The sequence below is a fragment of the Streptomyces sp. CB02056 genome (genome assembly GCF_001905545.1).
Taxonomy (GTDB): Bacteria; Actinomycetota; Actinomycetes; order Streptomycetales; family Streptomycetaceae; genus Kitasatospora.
The window spans coordinates 652-15,213 of record NZ_LIPD01000023.1; the positions used below are offsets into that span (position 1 = coordinate 652).

At 73.3% G+C, this 14,562-nt stretch carries 14 protein-coding genes and 1 pseudogene; 3 read left to right on the forward strand and 12 right to left on the reverse strand.

What is annotated here, in order from left to right; translation table 11 throughout:
• Positions 1-669 precede the first annotated feature (669 nt).
• Entirely contained in the window at positions 670-1,131 is a 462-nt protein-coding gene (locus AMK13_RS37705) for a hypothetical protein (protein WP_198959511.1), read from the reverse strand.
• Between the two features lie 640 nt (positions 1,132-1,771).
• On the opposite strand from AMK13_RS37705, the gene AMK13_RS37710 reads away from it, so the two are divergent.
• The gene (locus AMK13_RS37710; RefSeq protein WP_074006077.1) at positions 1,772-2,149 is read left to right on the forward strand and encodes a hypothetical protein; all 378 of its coding nucleotides are present in this window, start codon (positions 1,772-1,774) and stop codon (positions 2,147-2,149) included.
• A 110-nt stretch (positions 2,150-2,259) separates the two neighbouring features.
• Here AMK13_RS37710 and AMK13_RS37715 read toward each other — a convergent pair whose 3' ends face one another.
• From AMK13_RS37715 to AMK13_RS37725, 3 genes are all read right to left on the reverse strand, one after another.
• Positions 2,260-2,643, reverse strand: coding sequence for a hypothetical protein (locus tag AMK13_RS37715; protein ID WP_074006078.1), 384 nt, complete (start codon positions 2,641-2,643; stop codon positions 2,260-2,262).
• Positions 2,644-3,075: 432 nt separating this feature from the next.
• Entirely contained in the window at positions 3,076-4,455 is a 1,380-nt protein-coding gene (locus AMK13_RS37720) for a transposase (protein WP_241853205.1), read from the reverse strand.
• A gap of 327 nt (positions 4,456-4,782) precedes the next feature.
• The gene (locus AMK13_RS37725) at positions 4,783-5,499 is read right to left on the reverse strand and encodes a hypothetical protein (RefSeq protein ID WP_143204734.1); all 717 of its coding nucleotides are present in this window, start codon (positions 5,497-5,499) and stop codon (positions 4,783-4,785) included.
• Positions 5,500-5,749: 250 nt separating this feature from the next.
• Between AMK13_RS37725 and AMK13_RS37730 the strand changes: the two genes are divergently transcribed.
• Positions 5,750-6,103 carry a hypothetical protein gene (locus AMK13_RS37730; protein ID WP_143204735.1) on the forward strand — a complete coding sequence of 118 codons (354 nt, stop codon included), beginning with the start codon at positions 5,750-5,752 and terminating at the stop codon, positions 6,101-6,103.
• Between the two features lie 162 nt (positions 6,104-6,265).
• On the opposite strand, the gene AMK13_RS37735 is transcribed toward AMK13_RS37730, so the two are convergent.
• Positions 6,266-7,012: a hypothetical protein gene (locus AMK13_RS37735; RefSeq protein WP_158077796.1), complete on the reverse strand. Its 747-nt coding sequence runs from the start codon at positions 7,010-7,012 to the stop codon at positions 6,266-6,268.
• Positions 7,013-7,058: 46 nt separating this feature from the next.
• On the opposite strand from AMK13_RS37735, the gene AMK13_RS46210 reads away from it, so the two are divergent.
• Positions 7,059-7,193 (forward strand): hypothetical protein, encoded by a 135-nt coding sequence (locus tag AMK13_RS46210; RefSeq protein ID WP_274538711.1) that lies wholly within the window; start codon positions 7,059-7,061, stop codon positions 7,191-7,193.
• Positions 7,194-7,263: 70 nt separating this feature from the next.
• On the opposite strand, the gene AMK13_RS37740 is transcribed toward AMK13_RS46210, so the two are convergent.
• The 7 genes and pseudogenes from AMK13_RS37740 to AMK13_RS37765 all read right to left on the reverse strand — a co-directional run bounded on the left by AMK13_RS37740 (position 7,264) and on the right by AMK13_RS37765 (position 14,555).
• The gene (locus tag AMK13_RS37740; RefSeq protein ID WP_074006082.1) at positions 7,264-7,698 is read right to left on the reverse strand and encodes a hypothetical protein; all 435 of its coding nucleotides are present in this window, start codon (positions 7,696-7,698) and stop codon (positions 7,264-7,266) included.
• Between the two features lie 153 nt (positions 7,699-7,851).
• Positions 7,852-7,977: a hypothetical protein gene (locus tag AMK13_RS46215; RefSeq protein ID WP_274538712.1), complete on the reverse strand. Its 126-nt coding sequence runs from the start codon at positions 7,975-7,977 to the stop codon at positions 7,852-7,854.
• A gap of 81 nt (positions 7,978-8,058) precedes the next feature.
• A pseudogene (locus AMK13_RS45575) lies at positions 8,059-8,342 on the reverse strand (hypothetical protein).
• Positions 8,343-8,385: 43 nt separating this feature from the next.
• Positions 8,386-11,310, reverse strand: a complete 2,925-nt coding sequence (locus AMK13_RS37750; protein WP_074006083.1) for a polysaccharide lyase family 8 super-sandwich domain-containing protein — start codon at positions 11,308-11,310, stop codon at positions 8,386-8,388.
• Positions 11,311-11,470: 160 nt separating this feature from the next.
• Positions 11,471-12,559: a glycerate kinase gene (locus AMK13_RS37755; protein ID WP_074006084.1), complete on the reverse strand. Its 1,089-nt coding sequence runs from the start codon at positions 12,557-12,559 to the stop codon at positions 11,471-11,473.
• A complete protein-coding gene (locus tag AMK13_RS37760; protein WP_049660487.1) occupies positions 12,556-13,410 on the reverse strand; it encodes a sugar phosphate isomerase/epimerase family protein in 855 nt (284 codons plus the stop codon). Before AMK13_RS37760 ends, AMK13_RS37755 begins: the two co-directional genes overlap by 4 nt.
• Positions 13,407-14,555 carry a dihydrodipicolinate synthase family protein gene (locus tag AMK13_RS37765; protein ID WP_074006085.1) on the reverse strand — a complete coding sequence of 383 codons (1,149 nt, stop codon included), beginning with the start codon at positions 14,553-14,555 and terminating at the stop codon, positions 13,407-13,409. The genes AMK13_RS37760 and AMK13_RS37765 overlap by 4 nt, the downstream gene beginning before the upstream one ends.
• Between the last annotated feature and the right edge of the window lie 7 nt (positions 14,556-14,562).

Here is a 14,562-nt window from a genome sequence, read left to right on the forward strand (position 1 = left end):
GGCTCGGGCTCGGGCTCGGGCTCCCCCGCCCCTGTGGCGGGCCCTCACGGGCGCCCCGCACTGCGGTGACTGACGGGCCCTCAACCGCAGACTCCCGACCGGGATCCGAACCAAATCCGGCAACGTTTCCCTGACTTCCTTGCAGCTCTATCGTACCGGTTCCCGGGCGGGCGCCGGAAGCGAACAGACAACCTCGCGGTGACCGTCCATCCCGGCTCTATCCGGCCGAACTCACGGCGGAAATCCGAATTACCTTCCACTCCCTTTCGGTCGACACTCCTAAACCCTTTCGGAGCGCAGCGGCAAGTAATCGAATTAAGGCACGCCAGAAAGGGGCCCATGGCCCCAGCCTCCGACACGGCGACCGCCCTTCCAGGTCGCCCAGGAAATCCCGCCCAGCGCCACCCTGGCAATTCCCGGAGTGACGACACCAAACCGAACACCGGACCAGGACGGGCACGGGCACAGCGGGACGGCCTGACAGCCGACCAGGACGACGACCAGGGCCGGCCCGGCAGCGGAGCGCGGCAGGGGCGACGCGGGCGAGACGTCGAGGCCGGCCAACCGGGCGCCACCCGGTGCAACACGAGGTGCAACACGCCCACCCGCCTCGCCCACAGCCGCATAGCACCTGGTCAGACCCGCAACACGGCCCCGCGTTGCACCCCACTAGGAGCGCGGGCCTCGCCGATTCCAGAGAAACGGGTGCAGTGCTGCGATCACCCGTTCCTCTAGCTCCACGGCCTCCTCGCCGGTGCCCGTGACCGCCCAGCACAGCTCCAGTTCAGCCCGCACGATCGCGGCCTTGGCCCAGTGTGCGGCCCTCATCGGCTGGCCGGCCTCGACTTCGACCAGGCGCTCGCGCAGCCAGTGCGGATCGGCCAGAGCGCGGTCCAGCGCCGCCTCGCCCAGCCCCGACGCCAATCCGCCGGTGTACTTCGCGATCCGCCCTCTCATGCCCTGGGGCGGCCGCGAGCTCGTCCCTCGCCGCTCCGCGGCGCAGCCGACGTACACCACCCGGTCCTCCAGCCCCGACCGAGCCATGTACACCCCCGGCAAACGCGGCACCGCCAACCTCGCCTCCTCCAGCCCCACCCACGACGACCACGACGCCATCCCCCACACATCCACCAGCCACTGCCCTCCCTGCCCTGAACCCAGCCCACACCCTACGAACCCGTCAGCCGCACGGTCCCAGGAACCGTCGCGTCCCAACCGCAACAGGGGAAACCTGACATCTGCCGCGTCACCACCTCATGCGACAGAACCCACCCGCCCCAGACGGAGCCTGAATGTCCTCCCAGGACCACCAGGGCAGCCTCCTGGGCGGCCTGACGGCCACCCAGCCGCCCAGAGAGGGGCGCAGCGGCGGACACGACCCGGACGGCGGGAAGGGCGGGAAGGGCCCGGACGCCCCCCGCCCCGCAAATTCGACCCGAATTCAGACCACCACCCGGAAGCCAAGCCACCAAAACAACCAGGCGGAATATCCGGCGAAATTCATCGCCCGAAAAAATACCCGCACCGCCGAACCACCCCCAACCGACCCGACCCCACCTCCAATCTCATCCAACACCCACACACAGTCACCGCTTCCCGCCCCGAACACCCACCCCGCCACCGCCCCGACAGGCACAACCAAAGGTCCAGACAACCCAGCGAGAAAGGCCATTTCACGCCCACATCCCCCAACAGGTCACATACGACGCCCCCTCAGATCAAGGTGGTACTATTCTGAGAAGTGAAAGATCAAGATTAGGGGGGCTCCAAAGTGACCGTAGTCATCCGCGTCTCACTGCCTAACGCCACGGTCGAAACCAAGACTGTAGGCGACGACATCCACATCGACATCCGCGTTGCCGAGGACGGCTCTGACAGTGCTACCAGCACCACACCGGGCGGCCTGGCGCCAATGTTGGAAAGGGGCGACCTCGTAGCTGGCGAGGAGCTCTACTGGTCACGTCCCCGCCTGGGCGTGAAGCATCTCGCTACCGTCCTGCCCAACGGCTGGCTGCAGTTCGATGGCAAGGCGTACCGGACTCCCTCCGGAGCGGCCGTAGCCGCCGCTCACACCGCTGCTGACGGCTGGACCGCTTGGCGCCGCAGCCGAGACGGCGTCATCATCGGTTCGCTGCGCAACCAGGACTGACAAACCGGTGTGCAGCTGAGGGCCGGCCCCTGCAGGGGCCGGCCCTCAGCTGCACACCGGTGCGTGGTGGCAGCACGGTCGGCCGCTCTGCCCTCCCGGGATAGATCCGACTACCAGTACTCCGACCCTTCTCCCCTGATTCGCCGTCGGACCTCGTCGCCGAACCTCCGCGGCTCGCCCGCGCTCGGGTAGGGGCACGACCACTTGTAGTTGCCCGTCTCGCTGTCGAACTCGTAGTCCGCGTGCCAAGTTTGCTTCCGGGAACCGCTCCAGAACTCCGCTGTCACGTTGAAGCCGTGCGTCAAGACCTTCTTGACGCTCCTCATGCCGTCGGCGACCTCGTCCACCATGGCGTCGAACTCGCGTTCCGCCGGTGTCAGAAGCCTGGCAGGCGGTTCGTCTGCCTCAATCTCCACGGCGTCGTACCGCTTCCTGGCGGCTTGGACCAGCACACTGGCCATGCCGACGACCACGGCGCCGATGACAGCCTTCATTCGACTGGGCACAGCGGCCCCTTTCCGGTCCAGAGAACTGCCCTCAGAGTAGCGATCACGCTGGCACCGCGACCCCGCGTTCCCAACACTGCGGCAGGCACCCCCGGCTACCGCGTGTCTGCACCTGGTGCAGTCCTTGGGCGGGTAGCGCTTGGCGTGCAGGAGCCGGTCCTGCCACCCGGATCGGCTGGGACGGAGACGCTCCCGCTTCGTAGAGGCGGGCAGAGGCTCGGCACCCACAACCACGAAGGGGCACCGACTGCTAGAAACCGCCGTCGGCGGTCGGTGCCCCTTCGTGTCCAGGCAGGTCAGCTGTAGAGGCTCGCGCCGAGTTCTACGAGCCGCTGGCCGGCGCCGGTGGCGACGGCAGTGGTGAGCGCGGGGCCAGCCAGGCGCATGATCCTGCGCCAGATACGGCCGCCTTGCTCGGGGTCAGCGCCGTCGCGCTCGAGGGCCACGACCTCGGCCTCGAAGTCCTCGGCGTCGATCGGGTCGAGTTCGAGTTGCGGGGCGACCTCGCGTAGGCCGTGGATCAGGCGGGTGAGCTCCTGGGTGTCGATGCCGTTGCCCGCGTTGATGGTGTTGAAGTCGCCAGTGGAGGCGACCCCGCCGCTCATGTCGCCGTTGACCACGGTGCTGCCGTAGTAGTTGGTCGCCCCGGCGGTGCTGTCGGGTGGGGTTGCCCGGCAGCGGTCCGACGAGGGTGATCCGGTGTTCGCGTTCCGCCTGTTCCAGGTGGGGCAGGGAGGTGTAGCCGCCGTCGACCAGGTGCTGGTCGGGCCGCAGGCTCCGGCTTTCCAACCGGGTGTGGATGCCGGGCAGGACCTCGGTGTCGGCGCTGGTGGCCGACATGGTGGCCACGTCGGTGATCACGTTGGGGCCGTCGTCGGAGCAGGTCTCGGTCACATGGGCGAGGAACCCCGTCCAGCGGGTGACCTGCCCGCGGCGTGCATAGCGGGCGGTCGGGTCGTAGGGCGAGACGATCCGGTCAGCCGAGGGCGGTAGGCCCGGGCCGTCGGCATCGGCGTCGTCGCGCCAGCGCAGGCGGCCGGCGGGATCCCAGTAGTAGTTTTGCACCAGGACCTGTCGCAGGACCTGGACCTGGGGGCGGCCGAGCAGGCCGGGATGGTGCCGGCTGAGGTGTTCGAGCAGGCGGCGGGCGTCTTCGCCGGTGGTGGCGATCCGGGTCTTGGGCCGGGTGGGGTTTTTGCCCAGGCGCACCGGTCGGCCGTAGCGGCGGCCCCAGTCCTCCTCGACCAGGCCGTCCAGCGTGTGGTCGGCGGTGCGGGCGAGGTCCTCCAGGGCCGCGCGCACGGCTTCGGTGACCAGTTCGAGGCGGGTCAAGTCCCGGATGCTGGCCAGGACGTGGGTGGAGTCGGTGCGCTGAGTGGTGCGCTCCCGGACCAGCCCGGCCTCCTTCAATCGGGCCAGAACGAGATCGAGGAGGCGGTCGGTGCGGCCACCCTCCAGCACGCGGTCGCGGAAGTCACCGAGCACGCTGTGATGGAAACCGGGGTCGTCGAGTTCCAGGCCGAGCGCGTACTTGAAGTCGATCCGGCAGCGTACAGCCTCGGCGGCATCACGGTCGGACAGGCCCAGCAGGAACTGCAGCACGCTCACCGTGGCCAACTGCGCGGGCGAGAGCCCCCGGCGCCCGTCGCGCGGGTACCAGTCGGCGAAGTCCTCGTCCCGCCACAAGCCGTCGAGCCGGTCCCGCACCCACATTGCCGTCGTGCCACCCGGGTTGCTGGCCCGCGCCATCCTCGCCGTCAACTCCGGGACCTCGTCACCCGGACGGGGACGGATCGACATCTGCACTCCTTGGGAATCTCGCGGGCGTTGTACACCCGCGAGACTGGCGCACCACCATGCTCACCGACAGCCGAACACCAAGATCCCCGACAGAGTCAAGCTCAGACGAGCTGGACGCCGATCGGGGCGACGCGGGAGTCGACCAGCTGCCGGCAGCCGAGGAGAACCCCGCCGTCGACGAGCCGTTGGCCGCAGCCCCGGCCCGGTGCCGCCCGGATCGAGGACCTGGTGCAGAACGGACCGTCCGCACCCGCTCGGTGCCCGGGGCGGGCGGCCGGCGCGCGGGCAAGCGGCAGCGGCCAACCGGGCGGCGGGTCCGGTTCCCGGTCAGCGGCAGTTGTGGGCGGGTGGGTTGCAGAGCCTGACATCGCTGACGCCCGGCAGGCCCGCGATCCTCTGCCGCAGGACGGCCAGATCGGCGGCGGGAGTGCGAGGGGCGAAGACGACCGTGAGCGTGCCGCCCGGCACTCCGCCGGTCTGCCCCACACTGACGCTTGTGGCACCGTGGCCGAGGCCTGAGCCGTCGACCAGGAGCTCCGCCGGAAGCGACGGGCCAAGGAGTGAACTGCCCTCACGAACGGTGGCGAGGAAAGCGTCCGGCTCCCTGAAGTACGGGCCGATCAGCAACGGGCCGAACACCCAGCCGGCAAGGCCGAGGGTCACCACCGGCACCAGGGTGCCGACCAGCAGCGGGAGGCGGCGGGACCCGGGACGCGACCGGCTTGCCGCGGCGAGCAGAACGATGCCCACCGGCGCCAGCACGAAGAGGCCGAAGAGGAAGCCGACAGCCGAGAGCGCGAGCACCCCCCAGCCGGTGACCCGGCAAGCTGCCCGAAAGTTGTCCGCACTCCGCGCGAGAAGGGGTACGGGTGTTACCAGTGAACCGAGCATGAGCGGACCGTCGAGGAAGGTCCCGCCGCTGGCGGCCGCCCAGACCAGTGCTGGTGCCGTGCACAGCATCGCCAGTACCACCAGAACCCGTGCCGCCCGCGGCACCGGCCGACACACGCCCGACGTATCCACTCGCCCCCCAATATTGAACACGTTCAAAGTCTAGGGGCGTGACAATAGCAGGAACCGTCCCCGCGGTGGTGTCTAAGTACGCTGGCCCGGGACGTTCATTCCGGTCCCTCCAGCCGGTCCGGACGGCGGCCAGGGCCACGACGAAGGCTCCGACCACAGCCCCCGCCCCGGCCAGAGCGGGACAGCCCCGCCCCACAGCGGCGGGACGCGGCGGCAGACGGACGCCGGGGACGAGCCTGTCGCCGACGGCGGGCGGGCCGACACCGCGGTGGTGCCCGCACCGACACCCGACAACCACGACACGTTCGCGGCCGCCGAAGCCGAACTCGCCACCGCCGCCCAGGCGCTCATCGGCGACCCGACGTCCGGCCTGTCGAAAGCCGTCGACCGACAGCTCTACTGGCACAGCGCAGCCCTGGCCGCCGGCAGCACCACGGTCCTCCCCGCCGCCCGCCAGGCAACCGCCGACCTCGCCAGTCGCCGCGGCCGGCTCCGCCTGCCCGACACCCCCCAAGGCCGGCGCCTACGAGCTGCCCTCACCACCTACCAGCACGCCTGGAACAGCGCTGTCCAAGACGACACCGCAGCAGCGGGACCACACGACGATCCACCACCCGGCCCGTGACGAATCCACCAGCCACCAGGCGACGGCGGCCGACGGGCCGAGCGGCGGGGTGGTCCGGCGGCCGCTGAAGGCTGGGCGAGCCCGGCACAGCAGGCGGCGGACCGGGAAAGGCACAGCAGGCAGCGCCAGCGGACGAGGCCTTGGTACCGGGCGGCTGGCGCCTCAACAGGCAGGGCCCCAGTGCCGGGCGGCGGCCCAGGCAGATGCACTCGGCGGCGAGCAGGCGGCGGGGCGGCCGGCTCGGTGGGCGGCCTCGCGGGCGCAGTCGGCGACGTCGCGCCGGTGGCGCTCGCGGCGCAGCGCGTGTTGGAGGGCGGTGTCGTGGTCGGGGTCGTAGCGTTCGGCCCCGGTCTCGACGGTGTGGTCGCGCACGCGCTGCCACTCGGCGCGGATGGTGTCCGCGGTGGCGTAGGCGGCCTCGTGGCCGGCGTCGGCGTACCGGTCGGCGGCGCGCTCGTCGACCCGGGCCCGGTGCAGGGCCTGCTGGAGGTCCTCCCGGGTCATCCCGGCCGCCCAGCGACGGACCCGGTGGCGGATGCCGCCGAGCAGCCCGTGCTCCTGGTCGTCGCCCTCGTACCCGTCCCCCTCATCCTCTTCGTCCTGGTCGGCGGGGTGCTGGGCGAGGGCGGCGTGCAGCGTCGCGCCGGCCTGCCAGGCCTCGGCGTGGACGACGGGCTCCGGCAGGCCGCCTCCGGGGCGGGCGGCGAGGACGATCCGGCCGTCGACCAGGGCCACCCAGCCGTCCAGGCCGTCGACGTCGCGCTCGGTCCAGCCGCGGGCCGGGTCGGCGCCCTGGTGGAGGGTGCGGATGCCGTCGTGGCCGGTCCAGCGCAGCCACATCGCGCCGCGCACCAGCGGGGAATCCAGGATCGGGCGGCCCAGGTCCCGGTCGGCGGGCGCGGTACTCACCCGCACCGGCCACCGCCTCGACGCCTACCTCGCCGATGTCCGCGAATTGCTGCTCCGGGCAATCCTCCAGGAGGAGACGTGGCCCGGCGTCTTCGCCGCCGTCGCCACCCACGTCGACTGGTACGCCGCCGGCCTCGGCCTCGCCGGTCGTCGCCACGTAGACCCGGCAGGGGCTTCCTGAGTCGCCGCAGCTGACGAACGGCACCCGGCGACGATCCGTACCTGTCGGTCGCGCGCGCCCGACGGGACCCTCAGCATTCGTCCGGCTCGCCCAGGCTCCAGCCACCGACGGCCGCGAGCGGCCCCCGCCAGGCCGACAGCCTCCGGGCGCTCCGCCCCGAGCGGACGGTGACGTCTTTCAGGTGCAGGAAGCGTGGGTCGGCCGCCCTGCGGCGACGCCCGCCCTCGACGGCCTGGTCCAGGTGCCCGATCACCTCCCGCACGACCTTCCGCATCCCGTAATAGTCGGCTTCCGCTACCTGTCGGACGTACAGGTCCTCCCATTCCGCGGTCGGGATCACGGTCCCGGTGACGAGCGCCCCGTCCACCGCCAGCGTCAGAACGATGTCCTCGGCGACGTCCTGGTGCTCCACGCCAACGCGCAGCAGCTCCAGGTAGGGGTCCGGGTAGGCCTCCCTTTGCAGCACCACCCTCAACGCCGGCTGTACCGCATCCCGCCACGACATCCTGCTGGTCTCCTTCCCCTGGTGGGTCTGGTTCTGGCTATGCCCCGGCGGGGGTGGCGCTATCCGCTGGTGATCTGTCGGCGGTGGGGTGGAACCTTGGAAACGCGTGCGGCACCCGGCTGGTGCCGGACGCCGCACGCGCTGATCGATTGTTCATCGGGCCTGGGACTCGGCCTCGCGCTTCGGGAGTTCGAGCAGTTCAGCCGCCATCTGGACGGCCTGGCGGTGGTCCAGCGCGTCAAGAAGCAGTCGGGCGGATGCCCGAGGGTCGAATGGCACCAGGCGGACCGTGGCCTCCGGGGCCCCGACCGCGTGGGATCCGGCCTTCGCGGACGCGGACGACTGACTTCTCCGGCAACCTCACCACCGCCACCGCCACGATGCCAACTGACGCGATGTGGGACCCGGTGGCGGGGTTCTCGGCTGACCTCGCGGTCGTGTGGCCCCGGGGCCGCCGGCGCCGTACCGACCGATCTCGGTGGCGAGCGCGGCGCCGCCGGCAAGCCGGTCGGCGTCCCAGGCGGTGACGTCCAGGAGAGGCCGTCGAGCGGACCACCGACACGCTCGCGGTACACGTGCCCGGGGACGGGGTCGTCGTGGTCGGTTCCGTAGACCCGGCCCCGCAGCGGCGTCTCGTCGTCCATGGATGCGCCCGGTCCCGCGACCCGATGGTGCGGCGGTGGCCGGTCAGGAGGTGATCACCTCCAGGACGGGGTGGAAGGTGGTGTGGCTGCGGGCGTCGAGGTTGACGGCGAGGCCGACGGTGGCGAGGGGCTGGAAGAGGGCCAGGGTGAGGGAGGGGTTGCCCGGGGTGACGGCGGGGGTGACGTCGAGGGGGATCCAGTCGGGTGTGGTGGAGATCCGGCCGGTGCCGAGGGGTTGGGCCAGGCCGGGGGCGTTGGCCCAGGTGACGGCGGGTTCGGTCCAGGGGGTGGGGGCGGTGGTGAAGGCCTGGAGGGTGGCGAGGGTGCCCCCGGAGTCGGCGACCGCGCCGTGGACCCAGAGGACGGCGCGGCGGACGGTGCCGGGGACGGCGGTGGTGTCGAAGGTGAGGAGGGCGCGCCGGCTGAAGCCGCTGTCGGTGGTGTTGGTGTTCTTGACCGTCAGGGTGGTGGCGGTGCCGTAGTTGGTGGTGGCGTAGGAGCCGTCGCGGACGTAGCTGTCCTGGGTGGGGTCGAGCAGGGTCGCGGTGGCGGTCGCCGGGGCGCCGGAGGCGGTGGTGAGGGTGATGGTGCGGCCGGCGCCCTGGGTGCCGCCGAGCTCCACCAGGAGGGTCACCGCGCCCTCGGTGGAGAGCGCACTGACGCCTTCGGCGGCCTCGGTGGGGCGGCCCGTGCCGGCGAGGGTGAGCGTGACGGTGGCGGCCCGGCGGGAGGGGTCGGCGACGGTGACGGTGCGGGTGCTGTCGGTGTCGCGGACCAGCACCGAGCAGGGGGCGGAGGCGGTGAGCGGCCCGGCCGTGCCGGCGGCGAAGAAGTTGGCGGCGGTGACACCCGAGGCGGAGTCGGATATCGCCTGGACCGTACGGGAGTTGGCGAGGGTGGTGACGGTGGGGGCGGCCGCCCGGGCCGCGGTGGCCGCGGCGGTCGCGCCGGGCAGCACCTGGTACTCGTACCCGGCGTCGGTGGGGTTGGTGCCGTGGTCGAACCAGAGGGTGAGGTAGCGGCGGGTGAGCTGCTCGGTGGAGCCGCCGGTGTTGATGTCGTGCCAACTGCCGGTGCGGGCCTCGCGCTTCGCCCGCAGGGTGGTGCCGGCGGGCAGGACGTAGCCGCCGAAGCCCGCGACGGCGACGGCGCGGGCGCCGTCGAGGCGCTGGGACCAGCCGAGGGTGGTGGGCTGGGCGGCACCGTCCACGGTGAGGGCGTGGGTGCCGGCGGGGCCGAGGTTGCGGTTGTCGACGACGGTCTCCACCGGGGTGCCGTCGGTGCAGCTGATGCCCGCGCCGAGGCAGACCACCGCATCGTCCAGCAGGAACCAGGACTTGCGTCCGGTCAGGGTGGAGGAGAGGCCGCGCAGGTCCTGGCCGACGGCGGCGTAGGTGCCGTCGGTGGCGCCGCCGGCCCAGGTGGAGTCCGGGCGGGGTGCGCCCCAGGTGCCGCCGGCGGCGTCGGCGAGCGGCTTGGCGGAGACGGTGGTGCCGGGCAGGCGGTACGGGTCCACGGTGGGCCAGAAGGCGTCCGAGTACTGGCCGTTGCCAAAGGTGGCACCCCACCAGGAGAGCATGCCGTTGTTGGTGTGCCAGCCGCGCAGGTGCTCGCCGTTGCCGGTCTCGTAGAAGGTGGTGCGGGCGGAGCAGAGGCTGAGCGAGGCGGCCCAGCCGGAGCGGCGGACCACGGCGCGGTCCATCGCGAACACCCGGGCGCCGAGCGGCTCGGGGGCGGCGGCGGTGGCGGAGTTCAGGAGGGCCTGGGCACGGGCGAGCTCGGGGACGTCGAGGTAGGCGTTGGAGAGGTAGGGCAGGTAGTGGTCACGGGTGAGCCAGCCCTTCACGGCGGAGCGCCAGGCGGCGGACTGGGCGGCCGGGGCGGCGCCGGAGTCGGCGAGGCGCAGGATGTGGCCGATCAGGGTGTGGCCCCGGACGTGGTCGTCCTGCTGGAGCTGGAGCTGGTCGCCGCTCTGGCGGCCCCGGCTGACGGCCCGCCCGCTCACGGCGTCCATCACCAGGCCGTTGTAGAGGAAGGGCGCGTAGGCGTCGGTGACGGCGTCGAAGACGTTCTGCCGGGACGGGTCGGAGATCTGCCAGGCGGAACCGGCCAGCAGGGCGAAGAGCCTGCTCAGGCCACCGAGCAGCACCTCCCCGTAGGAGCCGGTGTACGGCACCCAGGTGTGCTGGACGAAGGAGCCGTCGGCGTACAGGCCGTCGCCGGCCAGGACGTACGGGAAGACCGGGGAGAGCGCGGTGGTGGCGGTGGTGAGCTTGGCGGAGGTGCGGCCCAGAACTCCGCGCAGGGCCAGGACGCGGCACAGGTCCACCCGGTTGCCGCCGGTGCTGGTGCCCGTGTAGCTCGACACCAGGGAGTCGGGGACCTGGCGGTCCACGGCGGCGAGCAGGGCGGAGAGCCGGGTGGGCGGCAGGAGGTCGTGGGCCAGGACGCAGGTGTCGAGGAGGGCCTGCGGGGTGCCGATCTGCCAGTCCCACCAGTTGCCGTAGGCGGTGGCCGTGGGGGTGTAGGCGCCGGTGGTGGTGTTGAGGTGGTTCAGGCCGGTGGTGATCGCGGTGGCCAGGGCCTGGTCACCGGTCAGACCGGTGCCGGGCTGCGCCCAGGCCATGGCCAGGGTGCGCAGGCGGGTGTGGGAGGCGGTGACGTTCGCCGAGGCGGTGCCCAGGGGGAGGTCCGGCCAGAGGGACGTGGAGGTCGGGGCCATGGCCTGGAGCTGGGTGCGGGCCCGGTCGCCGAGGGCGGCGAGGGTGGTGGCGTAGGGGGCCGTGGCCGGGTCGAAGCCGGTGCCGGTGAGCAGGTCGAGCCAGCGCAGGCGCAGGGTGTCGTAGGCGTCGGCCGCGGCTGTGGCGGGGGTGGGGAGGGCACCGAGGGTGAGGGCGGTGGTGCCGATGGCGGCGAGTCGCAGCAGGCGGCGGCGGGAGAGCAGGGCGGGGTTCGGCGCGGCGGTCATGGGGGGAGCTCCTCCTGGGAGGTGGGGGCCGGGCGGGACGACGGTGGGCGTCTTCGGTATGACCTCGCCGTCGGCGATCGAGTGGAGGTGCTCGGGTGGAGGTGCTCGGCGCGGGCCTTCTCGGCCGCGTGGTCCGGATCGCGGGAGGCCTTCCACGTCGTCAGACGGTGAAAGGAGGCGCCGCGCGGGCCAGTCGGGCGCCGGCGGCGGTGAGCCAGTGGGCCGCCCGGTGGCGGGCGTCGGCCGGGTCCCCGGACAGCCCGGTGAGGGTGAGCGCGCCGGGGTCGGAGGCCTCCCCGGCGACGACCCGGGCGGGGACGGCGGCCCGCTCCGCGCGGGCGAGGACCTCGCCGACCGCCTTGCCGAGCAGGCTGGTGCGGTCGAAGCGGCCCTCGCCGGTGATCACCAGGCCGGCCCCGGTGAGGGCTTCGTCGAGGCCGGTCAGCTCGGCCACCGCCGCCGCGCCGGGGACCACCTGCGCACCCCAGGCGGTCACCAGGCCGTAGGCGGTGCCGCCGGCCGCGCCGGAGCCGGGGAGGGCGGGGTCGCCCCCGAGCAGGTCGGCGAAGCGGCGCAGCCCCGCCTCCAGGACGGCGATCCGGGCCGGGTCGGCACCCTTCTGCGGCCCGTAGACGGCGGCCGCCCCGGTGGGGCCGAGCAGCGGGTTGGTCACGTCGGTCAGCAGCCGGACGCCGCCGGGCGGGGCGGCGCGCAGGGCGGTGCGGTCGAGCCGGGCGGCCCGGGTGAGGGCGCCGCCGCCGTCCGGGAGGTCGGCGCCGGTGTCGTCCAGCAGCCGCAGGCCGAGGGCGGCCAGCAGCCCGGCGCCGCCGTCGGTGGACGCGGAGCCGCCGAGTGCGACGGTCACCTGCCGCGCGCCGGCGTCCAGTGCGGCGGCGATGGTCTCGCCCGTGCCGCGGGTGCCGGCGGTGAGCGGGGCGAGGGCGCCGCCGAGCAGCGGCAGGCCGCCGGTGTCGGCGAGTTCGACCAGCGCGGTGCCGTCCGGCAGCAGCGCGTAGCGGCCGGTGACCGGCCCCCCGTCGGGGCCGGTGCAGTCGGGGACCGGGTACGGGACGGCGCCGGGGAGGGCGGCCGCGAGCGCGTCGAGGGTGCCCTCCCCGCCGTCGGCCATCGGACGGAGCAGCAGCTCGTCGTCCGGCCGCACCGAGCGCCAGCCGGCGGCCAGCGCCAGGGCGGCGTCCCGGGCGGTGACGGTGCCCTTGAAGGAGTCGGGCGCGACGACGACTCTCACGGCGAGGCCAGGTGCGTCAGGTGCCGCTCGATCAGGGTGCGCAGCGTCAGCTCGCCCGGGGTGTCCCAGATCTCCTGGTTGAAGATCTCGACCTCGATCCAGCCCTCGTACCCGGCGGCGGTGACCAGGTCGGTGAGGGTGCGGAAGTCGATGTGGCCGTCACCGACGTGGCCCCGGCCGAGCAGGGCGTCGGCGGGCAGCGGCAGGGTCCAGTCGCACACCTGGTAGGAGGCGATCCGGCCCTCTCGACCGGCGCGGGCGATCTGCTCGGGCAGTGCCGGGTCCCACCAGACGTGGTAGCTGTCGACGACGACGCCGACCTGCCGGGCGGGGTACGGGGCGGCGAGGTCGAGCGCCTGGGCCAGGGTGGAGACCACCGCCCGGTCGGCGCAGAACATCGGGTGCAGTGGCTCGATCGCCAGTCGCACACCGAAGTCGCCCGCGTGCGTGGCGAGTTCGGCGAGCAGGTCGGCGACGGCGGCGCGGGCGCCGACCAGGTCGCGGCTGCCGGCCGGCAGGCCGCCGACGACCAGGACCAGGGTGTCGGTGCCGAGTTCGGCGGCCTCCTCGATGGCCTGGAGGTTGTCGGCGAGCGCGGCCCGGCGCCGCTCGGGGCCGTCGGCGGTGAGGAAGCCGCCCCGGCAGAGGCTGCTGACGGCGAGTCCGGCGTCCCGGCACAGCTTCGCGGAGCGGGCCAGGCCGGTTTCGGCGACCTTGTCGCGCCAGAGCCCGATGGCCGGGATGCCCGCGTCCACGCAGCCCCGCACGGCCTCCGGAAGGCTCCAGCCCCGGGTGGTGATCTGGTTGAGCGACAGCCTCGCGAGGCCGTTCGCCGCGCCGGCGCCGCTCATGCCGCCACCCCCGCGACGGCGAGCAGCCGGCGCATCCGGTCGGCCGCGAGATCCGGGTCGGGGAGCACGGCGGCGGCGTCCGCGAGCCGGAACAGTTCCACCAGGTGGGGCACCGAACGTCCGCTCTGCGCGCCGCCCACCATGGTGAAGTGGTCCTGGTGGCCCGCCAGCCAGGCGAGGAAGACCACGCCGGTCTTGTAGTGGAAGGTCGGCGCGGCGAACAGGTGCCGGGCCAGCGGCACGGTCGGCGCGAACAGCTCCTCGTAGCGGTCGAGGTCGCCCTCGTCGAGCGCCCGCAGCGCCGCCGCGGCGGTGGCCGCGATCGGGTCGAAGACGCCCAGCAGGGCGTGGCTGTGGCCGTGTTCGTCGCCGCGGATCAGCTCGGGGTAGTGGAAGTCGTCGCCCGTGTACATCCGCACGCCGGCCGGCAGCGCGCGGCGCAGGGCGATCTCCCGGTCGGAGTCCAGCAGGGAGACCTTGATGCCCTCGATCCGGTCGGCGTGCGCGCCGATCAGCTCCAGCACGGTCGCGGCGGCCGGGTCGGGGTCGGCGGAGCCCCAGTAGCCGGCCAGCGCCGGGTCGAACATCTCGCCGAGCCAGTGCAGCAGCACCGGCCGCTCGCAGGCGGCGATCAGCTTGCCGTAGACCTCCAGGTAGTCCTCCGGGCCGCGCGCGGCGGCGGCCAGGGCGCGGCTGGCCATCAGGATCGGCTGCGCGCCGGCCTCCTGGACGACGGTCAGCTGCTCCTCGTAGGCGGCGCGGACGGCGTCCAGCGGGTGGGGGCCGGGAGCGAGCTGGTCGGTGCCGACGCCGCAGGCCAGCAGGCCGCCGCAGGCGCGGGCCTCGGCCCCGGAGCGGGTGATCAGCTCGCGGGTGGCCGGCCAGTCGAGGCCCATGCCGCGCTGGGCGGTGTCCATCGCGTCGGCCACGCCGAGGCCCAGCGACCACAGGTGTCGGCGGAAGGCGAGGGTGGCGTCCCAGTCGACGGCGGCGGGTGCGCCGGGGGCGTTGTCGCCCAGCGGGTCGGCGACCACGTGGGCGGCGGCGAAGGCCGTCCGCGAGCGGGCGGGGGCGGGCGGGGCGGGCAGGACGGCGGGCTCGCGCAGCCGGAGCCGGCCGTGGCCGGGCAGGTGGATCTCGGTCATGGTGTCA

What these genes read in the sequence shown, in the direction of transcription:
- AMK13_RS37715 (WP_074006078.1), bottom strand. Translation starts at nt 2,643, where the DNA reads ATGAAGGCTGTCATCGGCGCCGTGGTCGTCGGCATGGCCAGTGTGCTG.
- AMK13_RS37720 (WP_241853205.1), bottom strand. Translation starts at nt 4,455, where the DNA reads ATGTCGATCCGTCCCCGTCCGGGTGACGAGGTCCCGGAGTTGACGGCG.
- AMK13_RS37740 (WP_074006082.1), bottom strand. Translation starts at nt 7,698, where the DNA reads ATGTCGTGGCGGGATGCGGTACAGCCGGCGTTGAGGGTGGTGCTGCAA.
- AMK13_RS37750 (WP_074006083.1), bottom strand. Translation starts at nt 11,310, where the DNA reads ATGACCGCCGCGCCGAACCCCGCCCTGCTCTCCCGCCGCCGCCTGCTG.
- AMK13_RS37760 (WP_049660487.1), bottom strand. Translation starts at nt 13,410, where the DNA reads ATGAGCGGCGCCGGCGCGGCGAACGGCCTCGCGAGGCTGTCGCTCAAC.
- AMK13_RS37765 (WP_074006085.1), bottom strand. Translation starts at nt 14,555, where the DNA reads ATGACCGAGATCCACCTGCCCGGCCACGGCCGGCTCCGGCTGCGCGAG.